The organism is Paenibacillus psychroresistens (assembly GCF_009728935.1).
Classification (GTDB): domain Bacteria; phylum Bacillota; class Bacilli; order Paenibacillales; family NBRC-103111; genus Paenibacillus_AC; species Paenibacillus_AC psychroresistens.
The window spans coordinates 2,167,777-2,186,708 of sequence record NZ_CP034235.1 but is presented as its reverse complement, the minus strand read 5'-3'; the positions used below and the strand labels follow the sequence as shown (position 1 = coordinate 2,186,708).

13 protein-coding genes are annotated in these 18,932 nt (G+C 41.0%); 6 read left to right on the top strand and 7 right to left on the bottom strand.

Annotation, left to right across the window (positions count from 1 at the left end; all coding sequences use genetic code 11):
- Positions 1-203 precede the first annotated feature (203 nt).
- Entirely contained in the window at positions 204-1,799 is a 1,596-nt protein-coding gene (locus EHS13_RS09790; RefSeq protein WP_155700161.1) for a response regulator transcription factor, read from the bottom strand.
- 112 nt (positions 1,800-1,911) lie between these two features.
- A complete protein-coding gene (locus tag EHS13_RS09785) occupies positions 1,912-2,736 on the bottom strand; it encodes an AraC family transcriptional regulator (protein ID WP_162463041.1) in 825 nt (274 codons plus the stop codon).
- Positions 2,737-2,945: 209 nt separating this feature from the next.
- Between EHS13_RS09785 and EHS13_RS09780 the strand changes: the two genes are divergently transcribed.
- From EHS13_RS09780 to EHS13_RS36700, 5 genes are all read left to right on the top strand, one after another.
- On the top strand, positions 2,946-6,590 hold the full coding sequence (locus tag EHS13_RS09780; protein ID WP_162463040.1) for a glycosyl hydrolase: 3,645 nt from the start codon (positions 2,946-2,948) through the stop codon (positions 6,588-6,590).
- 446 nt (positions 6,591-7,036) lie between these two features.
- Entirely contained in the window at positions 7,037-8,527 is a 1,491-nt protein-coding gene (locus tag EHS13_RS09775) for an RICIN domain-containing protein (protein WP_162463039.1), read from the top strand.
- A 151-nt stretch (positions 8,528-8,678) separates the two neighbouring features.
- Entirely contained in the window at positions 8,679-8,906 is a 228-nt protein-coding gene (locus tag EHS13_RS36710) for a GntR family transcriptional regulator (protein ID WP_227013871.1), read from the top strand.
- A gap of 66 nt (positions 8,907-8,972) precedes the next feature.
- Positions 8,973-9,224 carry a type 1 periplasmic-binding domain-containing protein gene (locus EHS13_RS36705; RefSeq protein ID WP_227013870.1) on the top strand — a complete coding sequence of 84 codons (252 nt, stop codon included), beginning with the start codon at positions 8,973-8,975 and terminating at the stop codon, positions 9,222-9,224.
- Positions 9,225-9,240: 16 nt separating this feature from the next.
- A complete protein-coding gene (locus EHS13_RS36700; RefSeq protein ID WP_227013869.1) occupies positions 9,241-9,462 on the top strand; it encodes a type 1 periplasmic-binding domain-containing protein in 222 nt (73 codons plus the stop codon).
- Here EHS13_RS36700 and EHS13_RS09765 read toward each other — a convergent pair.
- From EHS13_RS09765 to EHS13_RS09750, 4 genes are all read right to left on the bottom strand, one after another.
- Positions 9,459-10,772, bottom strand: a complete 1,314-nt coding sequence (locus tag EHS13_RS09765) for a family 4 glycosyl hydrolase (protein WP_162463038.1) — start codon at positions 10,770-10,772, stop codon at positions 9,459-9,461. The genes EHS13_RS36700 and EHS13_RS09765 overlap by 4 nt on opposite strands.
- Positions 10,773-10,898: 126 nt before the next feature.
- A complete protein-coding gene (locus tag EHS13_RS09760) occupies positions 10,899-12,452 on the bottom strand; it encodes an extracellular solute-binding protein (protein ID WP_155700156.1) in 1,554 nt (517 codons plus the stop codon).
- 55 nt (positions 12,453-12,507) lie between these two features.
- On the bottom strand, positions 12,508-13,389 hold the full coding sequence (locus tag EHS13_RS09755; protein WP_227013868.1) for a carbohydrate ABC transporter permease: 882 nt from the start codon (positions 13,387-13,389) through the stop codon (positions 12,508-12,510).
- An 8-nt stretch (positions 13,390-13,397) separates the two neighbouring features.
- Positions 13,398-14,342, bottom strand: coding sequence for an ABC transporter permease (locus EHS13_RS09750; protein WP_155700154.1), 945 nt, complete (start codon positions 14,340-14,342; stop codon positions 13,398-13,400).
- A 222-nt stretch (positions 14,343-14,564) separates the two neighbouring features.
- Here EHS13_RS09750 and EHS13_RS09745 point away from each other — a divergent pair, with 222 nt between their 5' ends.
- Positions 14,565-16,865 carry an AraC family transcriptional regulator gene (locus EHS13_RS09745; RefSeq protein ID WP_155700153.1) on the top strand — a complete coding sequence of 767 codons (2,301 nt, stop codon included), beginning with the start codon at positions 14,565-14,567 and terminating at the stop codon, positions 16,863-16,865.
- Here EHS13_RS09745 and EHS13_RS09740 read toward each other — a convergent pair.
- Positions 16,862-18,922 carry an alpha-amylase family protein gene (locus EHS13_RS09740; RefSeq protein ID WP_155700152.1) on the bottom strand — a complete coding sequence of 687 codons (2,061 nt, stop codon included), beginning with the start codon at positions 18,920-18,922 and terminating at the stop codon, positions 16,862-16,864. The two genes, EHS13_RS09745 and EHS13_RS09740, sit on opposite strands and share 4 nt — an antisense overlap.
- Positions 18,923-18,932 lie beyond the last annotated feature (10 nt).

The following is an 18,932-nucleotide window of genomic DNA, read 5'->3' as shown; positions in this document are numbered from 1 at the left end:
TATACGCCACTTTTTCTAGAAAAGGGTATGTATTTCAACTTGTTTTTAGGTGCTTTTTGGTATGCATTTATGACTTTAATACAAAAAAAAGCCCATTTTCGCAATAATAAGCTTTGCGATGGGACTTTGGTATCTATTTTCAACTGGCTATTGCATTAAATCTATTGAAAAGTATACCTTATCAGTAAAACAGCAACTATTGACTACTCTTCTTCAGGATCCTTATGATTATTATTTAAAAGATATGCAAGTGTGAATTCTTTGGGAGTTTTACCTGTGGTTTGCTTGAAAATACGTGAAAAGTATTTGCTACTGGTGTAGCCCACCCTCTCACTAATCTCATAAATTTTATAACGCCCTTCTTTTAGCAATTCTATGGCAAGATTGATACGCAACGCAGTTAAATAATCAATAAAATTCTTACCTGTGTGCTGCTTGAATAGGCGACTGAAATAGACAGAGTTCAAGAAAACAATGTCAGCGACAGTCTCTAGGGATATATTTTTGTTGAAATGTTCTTTGATATATTGTTTTGCTTTTTCTATCAAACGACTTGAGGATTCCTTGGTTTCCTTTGCAGCTTCTGTCATCAGCTCGACCAGCTCTGTTTTACCCCATTCTTTCACATCGCGGCTATTGCTAAGCTTCATATCATGAATCGATTTATTGAAGCTGATCTCAGAGTTACTTTGCGAGATCAAGTTAGATAACAAAGCGAGTAAATCCGTAATCAAGCGCTGTGTGAATTGGACAGGCAAATCCTTAAATTCTTCCATAAAACGATCCAATAAACTCGAGGCCGCTTCTAAGTTGCCCTCGACAATATTAGATATGAACAACTTGTATTTTTGCACCAATCGATTATATTCATGTGTTTCAAGGCGCAGTTTACCGTTAGGCTCTGCTTCCACCAAGACTAGAGGGCGGCTGTATGTAGCGAGCTCCGTTATATTCCTATAAAATTGAACAATGCTAACGGTGAATTCCAAACCAAATATCGCTTGCAACGAATGCTGAGCTTCATCCAAATGAACGGACAACGAATGACGTAGGGTTTCATCGTTCCAGCCATCCGGCAAGCTCACAAAAACCATTAATTCGTTATAAGCATCCACTACGGGATAGTAGAGAAATGGAATACCTTGTTTCTCTAATAAATTACGGAGGGAAGAGGCAATATTTTCTTTGCTTTCTCTTGGAATCATGGTTGAATCCAGTGATAACTGCATATGCACTAAACAGCAACGATTGTTAATTAAGCTTAAAGGCAGGTTAAGGTAATTGATTTTTTTGCCTAGCTCTTTCTGGTTTCGAAAAGCTCCGATGAGCAAATCCGTAAAAAATTGATCCCGAAAAATGGGAACAATTTCGTTGTAGCGTTCCCTCTCAAGTCGAAGATCCGCCTCAACATCCCGCTCCCTATCCAATTTCTTCTTAAGATCAATGAATACCTCATGGACTTCTTCAAACTTGGTTGGTTTCAGCAAATAATGATGTACATTATACTGGATGGCTTGCTTAGCATATTCAAATTCTTTAAATCCGCTTAGAATTACGACTTTTGTGCTAGGCATATGCTCATAAATAAATTGAGCTACATCTAAACCTGATGCTTCAGTCATGCGAATATCAGTTAGAACAACATCAATGTTTGTTTTATTCTGCAAATACTCAATCGCTTCCTTGCCATCTTCAAAATTAGTCACCATTTCGTAGCCCAGTGCTTTCCAATCAATGAAATGGACTAAGCCTTGCCGAATAATTTCCTCATCGTCAATTATAATTAAGCGATAGTACATTTCCTTTCACCTTCATCTCAGTAATATTTTCTATTTAGTTATTATGCGTGCGTCGGTATGATGTTGCAAGAGACGCAATTAGAAATTCACTGTATTTCCAATAAGTATATCTTTAGTTCAATTCTTTCGACGATTGAAATTGACGCGGTGACATATTCGTATACTTCTGGAAAAATCGTGAAAAGCTAGTACGTTCCATACCAACTCTATTGGCAATATAGCTTACCTGCCAGTCTGTAGTAAGCAGCAGCTGTTTAGCCCGTTCCATCTTTAATTTGATGATATATTGATGCGGCGTGACACCGAAGGTCATCTTAAAGTAGCGGAAAAAATATTTGGGGCTATAGTTAAAGTGCCGAGCCACATGCTCAATTGAGATAGGCTCCATTAAATGCTCTTCAATATATTGTAGAATATCGTTCCATCTCTGACCGAAGCTAGTTGTAGTTAATTTGAGCGCTTCCTTTTCCTCCATCCAGATGAATCCGAGCAATTCATACATGATAGCTTTAACAGATAAAATCGCGAGCAGATCACCCGATTTAAACGTGCGATGCAGCTTTTTAAAAAGCCTTTCTAGCTTGGCTTTATCTTGAATTTGTAAAAATAGCGGTGAGTCTATCAGCTGGAACAATGGCATGGACCCTACAAATGCGTTAAAGTGGCAGTAATATTGGCGGAAGGGGTTATTAGCAGCAGTTGAAAAGGAGATCATTGCCCCTGCTGGCAAGAGAAATAACTGCCCAGGCAGTGGACTGAATATCTGGTCCCTGATCTGAATGCTTCCTTCCCCTTCGACAAAATAATAGAGACAATTGTTAAGTGTAATATGATTGTGATGCTTCCATTGCGCTGAAACGCGAACAAAACCCACGTCTGTAACCTTAAGCTGCAAATCCTCTAAATGGCGTTTAAGCCTGTCTAGCATAACCAACATTCCCACCGCCTTCATCCTAATTCTCTAAGCAAATGCTAACATAATTTAGTTAATAATAGTAGGTTACTTTTTGCTACAAAAAGGTTATTTTTAGAACTGTTATCTTTGGGTAAATTTCGTTAAGCTTTTATAGAGAGATGCATTTTACAAGGATTTATCATGCATACAATGATTGCTTGCTTCCGCAAGCTTTAAGGAGACTATTCATAATGACAGATAACCCTATTGGATTTCCTAGCAGAGCTTTAGATCTCGATGTTTATCCAGGCTTCCTTAATCCTCCTAAAGGATATGGAGAGGTCGCTTTTTATTGGTGGATTGGTGAAAAACTTACGAAGGAAAGATTATTATGGCAGCTTGAACAATTAAAGGATCACCATATTACCGGATTACAAGTTAATTATGCCCATAGTGATGAAGGCGGCGATTCATATGGGTACTCTTATCCAAGTGATCCGCCGTTATTCTCAGAGGATTGGTGGGAGTTATTTGGCTGGTTTGCAGAAAAATGTGGAGAACGCGGTATCACGGTTAGTCTAAGTGATTATACATTATGCTCACCAGGACAAGGCTGGTATACAGATGAAATTTTGTCGCTTGATCCAAGCATGGTTGGTACGAATCTTAAACATATGGAATGGAACAATATAGTGGGTTTATTAAACTGTACATTGCCATTACCGTCGAAAACCTTGAGTATTACAGCCTACAAAATCAATGAAAATCAGCTTGAGCCCATTACAGCGATCGATTTAATCGGCAGCAAGCAAGATAATATAATAAGTGTTTTTTTACCTGAAGGGAATTGGCGAATTGTAGCCGTTTACAGCGAGGTGAATACTCGTTCCTTAGATCCTATGCACCCAAATGCGGGAGCTAAGGTTATTGAGCACTTTTTTCAGCGTTTTGAAGATCGGCTATCTGGAATTCCAAATGCTAAATTAGGCTTCTTCTTTTCCGATGAATTGGATTTTGGGATTCGCGGACTTTTATGGAATAATACATTCCATGAAGAATTCATGCAACGAAAGGGTTATGACCTATTACCAGAGCTAGCTGCTTTGTTTACGGATATCGGACCACGTACAACTAAAGTCAGGTTAGATTATAAGGATGTATTGGTAGCTCTTTCGGAGGAACATTATTTCATTCCCGTTTATTCATGGCATCAAGAACGCGGGATGATTTATGGCTGCGACCATGGCGGCAGAGGCACGGATCTAGTCGAATTTGGTGATTACTTCCGCACCCAGCGCTGGAATCAGGGTCCTGGCTGCGATCAGCCTAGATTGGAATGCGATTTAGTTAAGAATAAAGTCGCCAGCTCCATCGCCCATTTATACAACCGCCCCCGTACTTGGCTCGAAGGTTATCACAGCAGCGGCTGGAGCACTAATACTGCGCAGCTTACGGAAGCAACCTTTCGCAATTTTGCAACTGGACATAATTTGCTTTCCTTGCATGGTCTATACTATACAACGCTTGGCGGCTGGTGGGAATGGGCTCCTCCGTGCAACCATTTTCGCATGCCTTACTGGCCGCATATGGAGTCTTTTCTCGCCTGCTCAGAACGTCTAAGCTACTTATTAAGCCAGGGTACACATGCATGTGATGTAGCAATCCTCTATCCAGTTGCAAGTGTGGAAGCAGGGATTGATGGAGAAGCAGCTGTTAAAACTTCCTTTGCAATAGGTGAACATTTATATCAACATGGCATTGATTTTGATTATATGGATTTCGAATCCTTGGATCGGGCAGAAGTGAAGGATCAAGAATTGCGGGTGTCGGGAGAAGCTTACCGAGTATTAATTTTACCTGCCATGCGTACCTTGCGATATTCTACCTTATTAAAAGCTTTAGAATTCTATAATGCTGGCGGTATTGTAATTGCGCTTGGCTTTCTTCCCATTGCTAGTGAAAATGCTGGTTTAGCTGATCCTGAGCTAGATCAAAAGGTTTTTGAACTGTTTGGCATGACCGCCAGTAAAGCCGCTGAATTAAATCAGTTTTTTATGAATGAGAATCAGATAGGTGGAAAAGCAATTTTTGCTATTACATTTGCAGAAGTTACTCAGCTTATTACTAATTCTTTCCCTCGGGACTTTGTTTGTCTGGACGTACTGCCTGAGAATGAGTTTCCTTATATAATGCATCGAAAAATTGGCAGCCGTGATCTATATATGGTCCATGGAGCACCAAAAGGCACGAAGTGCTTTTTCCGTTGTCATGGCTCCATTGAGCTTTGGGATCCATGGACTGGCGCTGTTACAGAAATCCAGGCTTACAACGTGACATCCGAGGGGACAACCATCTTGCTGCCATTGGATAGCGAGGCCGCACATTTAATTGTCTTTCAGAAGCGAGATGAACTCACAGAAGGAACTCAATTACAGCCAACTCTCTCATTGTCTACGAATACTTCAAGCAAAAAACGAGATGAATTGAACCATGAATGGGAATTTGAATTACAGCCCACATTAAACAATCAGTTTGGCGATTTCCGGCTGCCTGCAGCAGAGGAGATAATTGGTGCGGAAGCTTCAAGCTTTAGATTTGCCTTAGAAACAACAGCTAATCCTGGATGGGAAAACAGTGGATTCAATGACTCTGAATGGCAAAATGCAACCAGCGGCTATGGACCGTATTTCTGGAAGCTGGGTCCGATACCTAAGGACTCCATTACGAATAAAGTCGAAAGTCAATTATCCACTCTGCTAACCATTAAACCAGGAGATTCTGTGATGATTGGCGGGCATGCCTTTCCTTGGCAGACCTATGAATTCTCAATGCGATATGGTGTTGAAGGCGATCCTGGCCATCAAGGCTATCATGGTTTAAAAGGCAAAGTAACGGATCAGTTCTTTGCTTTAGGCAAAGCAAATGTTGATCAAACCGAAACGGTATATTCCTCAGAAACTGCTGGAGATGTTTATTATTTATGGTCCACTTTTGATGCTGAAGGTGAAACAAAAGCGAACATGAGGATGGATGGAAATTTGCCAGCTAGTATCTGGCTTAATAGTTCTAAAATGGAGCTAGTCGAAACTATCGTATCTATTGAAGCTAGGAATAATCATGTACTGCTGCGATACGATAATCCAGGTCGCAGCTCTGTAGTATTCGAAGCTTTGGATACCCCATTAGATTGGCAGCAAGCCTATCCTCTAGCTATGAGCTGGTATAAAAAGCCTGGCCTATTTCCTTATAATGTACGTTTAAATGAACACTTCGCTGCTGGCTGGTATCGTTTCACGGCTCCTCCAGGACTTCAAGCCATGGAGATTACAGCTTATGGCGATGTTGAAGCTTGGGCTAATGGCATTAAACTTTCTGCTGAGAGCTCTAAGAAAAACCTCGATGGTTCACTAACTTATACAATTACAACCTCTGAGAAGCTTGAGTATTCAGAATTAATCGCCTTAAGAATTCGATACAATAGTACCCACTTTGCTGGAGCAGCAATACCTCAACCGATTCGCTTCACTTGTTCGACAGGTTTAATTAAACCTGGTGATTGGTCAAAGATAGATGGTTTATACAGCTATTCAGGTGGAGTGATCTATAGAACCTCCTATATATGGGATCAACTTCAATCTCCAGTAGAATCTAAGGTTCTACTCGATCTTGGCAAAGTGATTTCTACTGCAGAAATTCGCATAAACGGAAATCACATAGGTACTTTAGTTGCTCCACCATGGAAATTGGATATAGGGACTTACCTCCAAACAGGTCAGAACCTAATTGAGATTCTTGTTTATAATACACTAGCCAATCACTACACAACGATCCCGACACGCTTTCGTGGGGACTTAACCTCTGGGTTGCTTGGACCCGTAGTTATTGAAATTAACTAAATCGCTCAAGGATAAACAGTTCCACCCGCTCTACTTTTAATAAAAACGGTGCGTTTGTCCGGAATTCTAAGATCAGTATAAGTAAAAAAACTTATACTTTCTTAGAATTTAAAAAATGGAACAGGACAGAAGAATGTGAACCATTCTTCTGTCCTGTTCCTATTTAGACGTGTCTATGATGATAAAATTATTTACTGAATATAAAATGGATTTTCAAAGTATTCGGTATTTTTTAAAGTATCTTGCCCTCTATTTCAGAGTTACACTAAATTTGCACAAAGATAACCAGCTAGCTGAAGGATGCTGAAGGTAACTTTGCATCTAACACTGTTCTCACATGGAGGTGAAAAGTCCTTAGAATCTATTTAAATGACATCATGATGAACTTGTAATTTATCATTGGCATCGAAGTAATTAATCCCCAAAAAATGAGAGGCGGTAAATTTATGAATAAAATCGTTAAAAATAGCTCGAAAAAATTACTACTGTTTCTACTAATGTTTGCAATGACAATTTCATGTTTGATAGTGACACCAATCGCCAGCGCTTATGGACCCTCAACTATGTACACGGGTACGAACCCAGCTCCAGGTTATGGGCGAGCCGCACAGTTGCATTATAGTGGTGCAAATAATGGAAAAATGTATGCCATATTCGATCATAATGTAGCCACTACACCCACTTTCAAAGTTTTTGAAAGCACCAATAATGGCTCAAGCTGGACACAGGTAGGTCAAGTAAGCGATACACAGAATGGTTGGGGGATGAGATACCAGCCACATATTTATGAGCTGCCGCAAGCCATAGGCACCATGCCTGCTGGAACACTCCTCGTTGCTGGAAACTCCATTCCTGGAGATTATACCGCAACCCGAATCGAACTCTATAAGAGCAACGATCTGGGAAGGACATGGACCTTCGTAAGTCACATTGCAGTCGGTGGGGATGCTAATCCTGACAGTCTCCATGACCCAATTTGGGAGCCCTTCCTTATGGTGGCCAACAACAAACTGATTTGTTATTACTCCGATGAACGCGATCCAACCTATGCTCAAAAGCTTGTTCACCAAACTTCAACCAATGGCACCACTTGGGGTTCGGTTGTGAATGATGTCGCATTGTCAACGCAATGGTATCGTCCGGGTATGGCTACGATTGCCAGAATGGCCAACGGAAAATATATTATGACTTATGAAATGGCGCCTTTAAGCGGCTGGCCAATCTACTATCAAATCTCAGATAATCCCGAGGTCTGGAATCCTTCGAATCAGGGCACGTACCTTGGTGCTGGAGGTGGTACACCTTATGTAGTGACCATGCCTAATGGCAAAATAGTCGTTTCCATGCTTGAACACGATAACCTATTCGTGAATAGCGCAAACGGAACTGGAGCCTGGACAGAAATTGCAAGTCCAATTGCAACCAGCTATAGCCGAGGCTTGCTGCCGCTTGATAATGGGCGCCTGTTTATTATGTCAAGTGTAGGCAATGACATGAAATATGCCGACATGGATGCAGGCGGAACATTAGCTAAATTTATTAATCGGGTTACAGGCAAGGCCCTTGATAACACAGGTTCTACAACAGATGGTACTGCCGTTGCTCAATGGACGAATGTAGCATCCAACAATCTGGTGTGGGAAGTGCAAAAGCTCCCCGAAGGTTATCTAAAGCTGCGAAGCGTGACGGGTGCAAGAAATTTGGACACCTTAAATCATACGGTTAACGGTCAAACTGTAGGTCAAATGAGCAATTCCAGCAGCTACAACCAGCAGTGGCGGATGGACTTTACCAGTGATTACTACCTCAAGCTGATCAATCGTTCAAACGGTTTAGCAGTAGATACTGGAGGACTTAATTCTAATGGAGCACTTATGCAAATGTGGGGTCTTTCATCCAACTTCAATCAATTCTGGACGATGGTACCACAAAACTAGCCTAATTTCTAAAATCCTTTCTTACGAAGCAGAGGCAACCACTAGGTTTCCTCTGCTTTTAACTACGGATGGCTGCCTTACCTCGCCTGAAAGACTATACCAATCTGCTCGCTATCTTCTCCGACTTTTTCTAGGAATTGAGGCTGTCTCTATGGGAAAACTCCCCCTTTATAAGCAAATTCAACAAATTATTCGCGAAAAGATTGAATCGGCTGAGCTTCGACCTAATGATCGGGTTCCCTCCGAACAGGAATTTATGGAACAATTTAATGTTAGCAAGATGACGGTAAAGAATGCTCTTACCGAACTTGCTGACGAGGGCTTAGTAGTTCGCATTCAAGGGAAAGGTACGTTTGTATTAAATAACCCTTCAGCTTAGGTTAACGCCAATAATTTAGAAAAACCAATTACGGGTCCTAATCTTATTGGCTTTATCATCCCTTCAATGGGAAGCAATGTGATTTTAAAGCTTTTGGAATATATCGAATATTACTGTAAAGAAGCAGGCTATCAGCTTATCCTCCATAATACACGCGAGTCTTCTATTGAAGAATCCAATGCGATAAAGCAATTAGTTGAAGCAGGAGTAAAAGGAATAATCATTTTTCCAACTGAGATTGAAAAATATAATGAATCGCTGCTCAGGTTGATCTTAGATAAATTTCCTGTTATCTTTATTGATCGTTATCTTTATTGATCGTTATCTTAAAAATATGGATACATACCGTATAACTTCAGATAATTTTAATGGCGTCTATAAAACTATTTCCTATCTCTTGGATAAAGGGCATCATCATATTTCAGTCCTATCACCCGAGAATACGAATACAGCAATTAATGATCGTACTGATGGCATAGAAAGAGCATTCACTGATCGCGGTGTTTCTATAGACAAAGGACTATGGTGTTATCTTCCTTTGGAGGTTCTTCATTAGCATTCATTAATGAAGCCTAAAAGCATGTCGGAATGAAGTATCAACAATCGGTCGAGTGCAATATGGGCTGTTGCTTTATCTGTTACAGCCGGATCAAGCTCAACTGCTTGATGCGCTAGAGCAACGTCTCCCTTAACGGCTGCCTCTGCGATCAACTCATGTACATCGGAGATCGTCCGACATAGCTCCGCCAGCGCTTGCGGAAGTGGTGGCACAGCGATTGGCGTCCATTTGCCATTGGCGATGGAAACAGGCACCTCGACAATTCGTTCCTCCGGCAGCTGCGGAATAGCGCCTGAATTGCGAATATTGAGAATATCGATTCTCTTCACCTCTCCACTATTTAGAGCCAACGCCACATCGACTGGATGCTCCCAGCTTCGGTTGCTGAACAGATCAGCCCAATCTCGCTCTCCTGCAGCAATCGCTTTAATCTCATCTAATCTTTTCTGCCGTTCCTGCTCTGTTCCATGATAAGGAGGCGTCGTTGTGTAATGAATGTCCTCCTGCACAGGCAAGTACTCAGCATGATGATCAACCGCACCCGCGGCAATCGCTCCATAAGCCTCCAGCCAGCGGCGCATGACTATAAGCTCTCGACGCTTGCCCTCCTCCAATGCGGAGAAGTCCCCTTCTCGAATATAAGCAGTAATAATGGGAAGCAGGTCTTCACCTGTAAGCTTGTCCTTCATAGAAAGCAACCATGCAAAGTGGTTGAGACCTGCTGTTACAATCTCTACCTCAGCTGGTTTTTTTCCAACCAATTGGGGAAGGATCGCATAATTCTCAGGTCCTTGATAGGCGATGTTGCAGAATCCAGCAGAACGAATGGAGGTGAATCTATCGATTGCCGTCACTACCCGCGGCATCGGGTTCGTCACATCTAAAATAATAGCATGCGGGCACATCTCCTCCATGTCCCTGCAGATAGCAATTAGAAGTGTAATCGAGCGGAAAGCATTCAGCATTCCGCCTATACCTCCACATTCTCTCGCTTGATCTGCCATTCCGAGTTCAGATAGAATTTCATAATCCATACTCCAGCGCCGCGCACCCTGTGGTGAAGCGGACACGATTACATAATCCGCACCGGACAAAGCTTCTCTGCGATTCGTCACTGCACTGATTTGAACGGAAACGCCCAACTCCTTCGCTATCCGCTTTCCCGCTCCAGCCATTGCTTCTACAGCTTCTAGATTGGGATCTACTAGCACCAATTCATCATTCGACAGCTTGTGCTTTACAATAATATCCTCCAATACCGTGGGAGCAAATACGAAGCTTCCTCCGCCAATTAATACAAATTTCATTCTGAATACCTCCATACATATCTATACTTTCAAATACAAGCTCAAGCGCATCCAATTCCAGCATTTCTTCAGTCCAAGTAAATATTAGAAAATCCGCAGTCTAAACCGCGGATTCCCCTATATTTATTACTTCTTTTTACTTGCTTGAAATTCTTTAAACTGCTTGTCATACTCAGCGATAACCTTATCCAGACCAGCTGCCTTCAAGCTTGCAAGTGCGGCAGGAAAATACTTGTCATAATCTTGTACACCCATTTTAATCGGGATAATTTTTGACTTAATTTCAGATAAAACATTGGCATATTCTACTGCTATGGGTTCACTATTAAGATGAAAACCAATCACTGTGGATAAATCAACTTTCATATCAGGTGCTTCTGTTTGAACCTTCAAATAAGCATCCGGAACGTCTTTGTCAAAAAGCATAAATTTGACATTGCCAATCATCCAGGATGGGAAATAGTAGGGCTGGTTATCCTTATCTTTAATGAAATCTGCCTTGCGCTCACCCACTGCTGTATATTGCTTGCCTTCAGCTCCGTAAAGGAAGAGATTATGATTTTCTTTACTGCTGTAGAGCCAATTCAAAAATTTGATAGCTGCTTCGGGGTGTTTAGCCGTTACGGGAACAGCATTAGTATTCCCAAATGCTAGAAATTGCAGCAGTGATTTTTCAGGGGCTAGGTAGCCTTCCTCTATTACTGCTGTTGGATTGTTCTTTTTAATACCTACAGCCGCATAAAGTGCAGCGTTTGTAGTAAAAGTAAAATCGCCTAATTCCATAGCCTTGTTGCGCTCTTCCGTCTTAAACGTCAAGATGTCGGGATTAATCAGTTTTTTCGTATATAACTCTCGGAAAACTTTTGCATCCTGTTTGAATTCATCGCTTTCTAACCATGAGCTCACTTTTCCAGTTTGGTCTACTTTTGCAATTTGTTCACGATAATCAACATAGAATGGCCATGAATCATAAGTGCGGTGTAAGAAAACAGGGGTAACGTCCATTTCAGTTTGAATATAAGATTGTTTTCCGGAAGCTTTTTGCATAGCTTCTGCAGCAGCAATAAACTCATCCGCCGTTTTAGGTACTTGTACGTTTGCTTTATCCAATAGATCTTTACGAATCCCTAATGTTCCTAATTCTCCGCTGCTTGCCGTTTCTAGACGCCACTGAGCAGGTACTGAATATATTTTCCCGTTAACTTTAGCTGCATCCCAAGCATAGGAAGGGATTAATTCCTTTAACACAGGACCATATTTGTCAATTAATTCATCCAGCGGCTGGAGAGCTCCACGCCCCACATAAGCTGCGGCAGGTACAGCACCGTTCTCCATTACATGAAGCATTTCAAATTCTTCGCCTGTGCTTAGCATAAGGTTAGACTTTTGATCCCATGCATCCCACGGAATAAACTTAAGCTCAAGCTGAACATTGACTCCATCTGCTTTCAATTTATCATTAACCAGCTTCACTACTTCATCTTGGTTAGGCTGAGCCGTACCCGGTATAACATAACGCAATTTAAGAATTTCCTCCGAGGTACCTGCTGTCGCCTTAACGTCTGTTGCTTTTACATCCGTACCTTCATTAGTACTTGATTTGCTGCATCCCATAATGAGAACAAACATTATCATTACAGCCAGGCTTGCAGGAATCCAACGCATTTTCTTCTTGTTCATTTTCAAATCCCCTCTCACTAATCCATTATTATATATAAAGCTTTTCAGCGATATATTAACCTTTAACAGCACCGACAATAAGACCTTTGATGATGAAACGCTGCAAGAACGGATAAAGTAAAACAATAGGACCAATGGTGATGATCGCGATTGCCATTTTAAAAGATTCCTTAGGGACGGTTAGATTTCCCGTACTAGATATCCCTTGCATCTGGTTGATCATACTGATTTCGGATTGCAGCTTGTACAATAAATATTGCAGAGGGTACAAGCTTTCTTTATCGATCAACATAATGGCGTTAAACCAATTGTTCCAATACCCAAGCCCATAGAACAAAGCCACTGTTGCAAGTACAGGCATGGAAAGCGGGAAAACGATACGAAAAGCGATATAGCCATCATTGGCTCCCTCAATTCTCGCTGATTCCAATAAGGCTTCAGGCAGCCCTTGCATAAAGTTTCGCACCAGAAATAAATTAAATGGGCTAAATAATAGCGAGGGTATAAGCAGCGCTAGGAAGTTATTCTTAAAGCCTAGCAAATCATTTACCATATACCATGGCACGAGACCTGCATTAAACAACATGGTGATGAAGAAAAATAACGCGATCATATTGCGATATCTTACCTGACGATTTGCCAGCATATATCCGGCCATTCCCGTGATGAGGACAGCCGCCAAAGTCCCAATTACCGTTACACCGATCGATACCATATAGCTTGAAATCAACTGATCGCTACTTGAGAATGCGGTTTTGTAAGCTGCTAACGAAAATTTATTCGGGAAAAAGCTATATCCTTTTTTGAGAACGGAATTTTCATCTGAAAAAGATACAATCAAAACAAGCAAAATGGGAAGCGTACATAATAATGCGAATAACGTGACAATAATACCGTTAATAGTCTGGAATAAATCATTTTTTTTCAATAGATTCACCTCTTTCTCTAAAACATAGCGTTATCTTTATTAAATCGCTTAACAATCCAGTTTACTGAAAGCACAAGCACGAAACCAACCACGGATTGATAAAACCCAATCGCCATAGCAATAGCCGGATTACCTGAGATACGCAGGGTGCGGAAAGTATACGTATCAATAACATCGGTTGTTGAATAAAGCATCCCATTGTCTCCAATAATGGAATAAATCATCCCGAAATCAGAGTAGAAAATTCTCCCAATGGCCAAAAGCGTTAGAATCGATACGGTTGGCATGAGCATAGGAAGGGTAATAGATTTGATTTGCTGCCAACGGTTAGCCCCGTCCATTTTCGCTGCTTCATATAAAGAATCATCAATGGCTGAAATCGCTGCCAGATAGATTACCGCCGACATCCCGGTTTCTTTCCACACATTAAGACCAACCAATATCCACGTCCATGGCTTTGGATGGGCATACCAGTTAAACCGCTCCATCCCAAGTGATTCCAACGTATTGTTAATGAGCCCATGCTCGGTTGCAAACAAGCTATAAACCACATAGCTGATAATGATCCAAGACAGAAAGTGGGGAAACAGCAATGTAGATTGAGAAACACGCTTGAACCAACGTGAACGAATTTCATTTAATAAAATCGAAAACATCAGCGCCACAATTGTCCCAAAAAGGATATAAAGGAAGTTAAGCTTAATAGTATTCCAAGTAACCATGATGGCCGCTGTTGAGTGGAAAAAGAATTCGAAATTCTTCCATCCTACCCATTCACTATGGAAAATACCTTTCGTATAGTTAAATTTTTGGAAGGCAATGATCATGTAGGGCAACGTCAGGTAACCATAGATAAGAGTATAGAGCGCTGCGGGTAATACGAGTAAATAAGAAATTGGATTTTTACGAATATCTGTAATCAATGTATATCTTCTATTCGATTTTGCCTTAGTTTGGCTCAAAGTCGTTTCCCTCCTTATGTTGTTGTTAACTTCGCTTTGATATTCTCAGTATGTTGGTTTATGTCTAAGCTGTGTAGTCAACATTTTCAAAAAGCCTTTAAAATCAAGGGATTTGGACACTACAATTTTTCGGTATGGCTTTGATTTTTTAAAGTCGGAGCTGAGATCATTGCTTATCAGAGGGGGATATTCTAGAATAATAAAATTAGGGGGCTATGAACGATGAAATGGAACCAATTATTCCGCTACTCTGTTTACCGCAATCTTTTGGTTTATTTTGTACTGCTTGTCGCTTTAGTAGTCGTCGCTGTAAGTAGCACATTATATTTTTTCTTTGCTACCAAAACCGAGGAGACCATCAGCAATAACGTGATTTCCATGCTGCGCCAAACCAGCTATACTTCCAGTATTATACAAGGACAAATTCAGACCATCGGAAATCATCTATTGAATAACAATCGCATTATTACAGTATTAAGAAAGCCGCAGCATGATCAAATTGAAGACCGCGATGCGATGGATATCCTATTAGACATTCAATCCGCCTATCCATTCATTAAATATATCGGTGTTTATAATGACAATACGAAACGGTACTTGAACACAGCCGGGACCCCTTATCAATTGAATGATAAGGAAAAAGAGTGGATCACTGGAACTCGAAACGTTCAATTTATCGGATTTTTTCCTCAGAAGCTCCAATCTGGATTCTCATTATCAAGCACGCAAGACCATATCCTTACCTTTATTTTACGTCCCAACTATGCACTAACTAACGCTTACAAAGGTGCCATAGTCATTCATGTGAATGAGCAATACATCCTAAATACGATAAAGTCCATTCGCAGCAGCAGTGACGATGTCTTTGTGATGGATGAAAAAGGACTGGTTCTCTCCCATACCAATTCGGAAGATTTCATGCAAAGCTTCGCCACTAAGCCTTATATTCAAAAGATCCTTAACTCCACTAAAAAATCGGATCATTTCGTTACCGAAGTTGAAGGTAGAAAACAGCTTGTCACCTTTGTGGAATCAAATGAGCTTAATTGGTATTTTGTCAGCGTCAAGCCTTACAATCTGCTGATCTCAGACATTTCTACATTAAAAAACTTTACCTGGCTGCTGGCATTAGTTATTATCCTACTCGGTGTCCTGCTTGCTTATTTTGCCGCTAACCGGCTTTATAATCCATTAGGCCGTTTGATAAGCAAGGTTTATGCCGCTTCCGGAAATACCACTCCCGGCACAGAGCAGAACCGCAACGAATTTGCACTTTTATCTGAAGCATTTTCCAACGTAATCGATCAAGCAAGCTCCGTTGATATAGAAATCAAACAGTCCTTGCCTGTGCTTAAGAAAGCGTATCTTCAACATCTTCTAAAAGGCACTCTACAGGATCTATCGAGCACACATGTGATCCAATCCAATATTGACGCTTATTTCACAAGTCCCTACTACACTGTGCTTTTAGCACAAATTGATAATTATGATGATTTCCATCAACAGCATAACCAAAAGAAACAAGGGTTGTTCCGTTTCTCTATCTGCAATATCAGTAACGAACTGCTGTTGAAGCATGTCAACAATGAAACGATTGTTATGGATGAAAAAAACATAGCTATCTTATTATTTCTGGGGACGCCTACAGTTCCTGCCCACATTCTGATTACCCTTGCCGAAATTCAGGAAGTCATCCGCTCTTATTTCAACTTTACGATTTCATTTAGCGTTGGAGATTCTGTCAGCTTAAGAAATGAGATCCATCTGTCTTTTGAGTCCGCTCAGGAATATGCTAAATACCGTCTTTTTTATGGACATCAATCGATCATTCATCAGGAAATGATTCCGGACCCTCAAAATCATACAAGCCTATATCCAAACCTTGCTGAGAAGAAATTAAACGAAGCGCTGCGCTTGAGCCATGCCGATAAGACCGAGCAGGCGCTCGATCAATTTGTTAAAGCTATGAAGGAAATGACCTATTATCAAGCCTTATCTTGCGCCAACCAGCTGCTTAATTCACTAATGAGGGATTTCGATGGTGCTTTAAATATCATGCAAGAGCATTCTAAGGAATATTATGATACTGTTAATCAACTGCACCAGAAGGAAACTTTACAGGAAATCCACTTCTTACTGCAAAGCTTCTGCCGCTTAATTCAGACCCTTACGGAAAATAAAAATATCTCAAAAACAACGGCTTTAATCGATTCCATTTGCAGTTATTTGCAAAAGAATTATCACGAGCCTGATTTAGGCATTGAAACCATCGCTGCTAATGCACAGTTAACACCCAGCTACTTAGGTAAGTTATTCCGCAGCCATTCCCAGATGTCCTTTAATGATTACTTGAAGAACATCCGCTTGGAGGAAGCCAAAAAGCTGCTATTGAATACCAATGACCCTATTACAGTCATCAGTGAAAAAGTAGGCGTCCTTAATACCACCTACTTCTTTACTTTATTTAAAAAAACTTACGGCATTTCGCCCAATCAATATCGAGAGCAAAATACACTCTCTTAGAACTCAATTAAAACCATCTGATGTCCATTTATACAAGGAACTACAAATTCAACTGTGGCGCTTTTTATTGTGAAGTCCAGCTCAGTCCCTTCTGGAACCAATTGAATTGCTTTTATTTGCTTAGGAGCATTCATAGTAACCTTAATATCATAGATAGGAATCGTATCTTCAATAACCTCTAAGAACTCCGCTTTTCTTTGTGGAATATAATGCAGCAAATGCACAACCCATCGATTTTCTGCCTGTTGTTCATTGATGTAGGCTTGTATCGTTGAGGGGCCATCGTGTCTCAACAATGGCTCTGGCAATAGGATGTCTAGCGCATTCAGCAGCAAGGTTTTACACCATTTGGGAGCAAAGCTAGTATAAATATCAAAGATAGCATGGGCGAAATAAATCACATTTCCCTGCTTTACAATTCCTGCTGATCCAACTCTACCCGAAGACGGCGCTTGTCTATGTGAGAAAAAGTGCTTATAAGTCCTGTAGAAATACGGCTCCATCACATCAGCAAGCACTTCAGCGTTCTCCATGGCTGCAACCTCAACACACTTCGTATACATTACGTGCACAGTCTCTGGCAGATCTTTACCAATCTTCCCTTTAGGCATGATGTAATCCGCATATTCGCTGTTTCCGTATACTACACCTCTTACAAGCTTCCCCGTTTCCATGTCCACAGGGCCATTTCCAATTAAGCTTATTCCCAGAGATTTGAGCATAAATCCATTTTTCGCTTGATCCATACCGGATTCAAATGAAGCAATCAGCGAACCACCAAGGTCCACATAATGTTCTAGCTTCTTATTCAAATCATCACTCATAATAATGCCGTCTGGGAGAATTAAAACCTGGTATTGTAAAAAGTCACTTTGTGAATCAAGGATATCACACTGGTGTCCAGCCTCCTGCATCATTCGCACAGCACCAATAACCGAGCTCTCTTTCCCGCCAAATTCTTTAGTAGAAAGGATACCTATCTCAGTAACTGGCTTAGCACCTATGCACCAAGGCTCTACTTTTTCAACCTTTTGATAGACAGGACCAATTAAATCATAGACATGCTTGTCTAATTTTCCAGAGGGGTCAAGCTGATCGCCGATCATACATTTGGCACCCAGAGCGAGCGCATGAAAGCATTCGTATTCCAGTGCCTCCTTGTTCTTAAAGGAATGGAAATCTCCCCAGCTGATATGAAATTTTCCTGTTTGTGCGATATACTCAGGTCCAAGTGTCCGATTAAACAGTGCGGCTGTTTTAGCTTTTAGATATCCGGAGGTAAATTGTCCCGGCAATACATCAAATTCAAGATGGGTGAATCCCGGAAGTGCCTCTCTATGTCCAGGTCCAACCTCTCCATTGTTGTAATAGATGCTGCAATCCTGATTAAGGCTTCTTACAAAAGCTGTCATATCACGAATGAATTCATTAATGAGGATTATACTAAACGCTCTTCTTTCCTCTTCTCTAGCAGGTTCCATATTTAATTCCAGCATCGAAGCACGGCAGTATTTACAGGAGCAGTCCGTTTCCCACAATATATCAAAAAATAGCCCGTCCGTAGCTAAATTTTCGAGTATATCCTTAACCATGTCCTTTAGCATAACTTTATAAGGAGAATTGATGCACAATTTTCGGTAAAATGGTGCTTGAAAAGGTTCAGCACCCACTTGTCGCCCATTTGGATCAACTGCAATTCCAATCGGCCCTCCTCGTCCATTAACAGACAGCCATTCTGGATGCTCTTCTGCTGTATAATAATCCATCTGAACGGTTAGATAAATCGGTGCTCGAATCCCGACTTTATGGCAAGCTTCAATCTGATCTTTAAGTAAATTCTTATTCTTCAAATGCGGGTGTACTCTTTCAGGAAAAGCCTTGGAGTCATAATAGATAAAGCCATGGTGGCATCGCGCAAAGCAGGTTATGGAATTGACACTCGCAGCTTCCAAGGCTGCCGTAAATTCAGCTGCATTAAAGTCTGAACCGACATTCTCGATTTCAGGGCTGGTGTGAAAGTCCAAATGTATTTGTCTAAAGGGTAAATTTATTGCCATTTCATCTCAT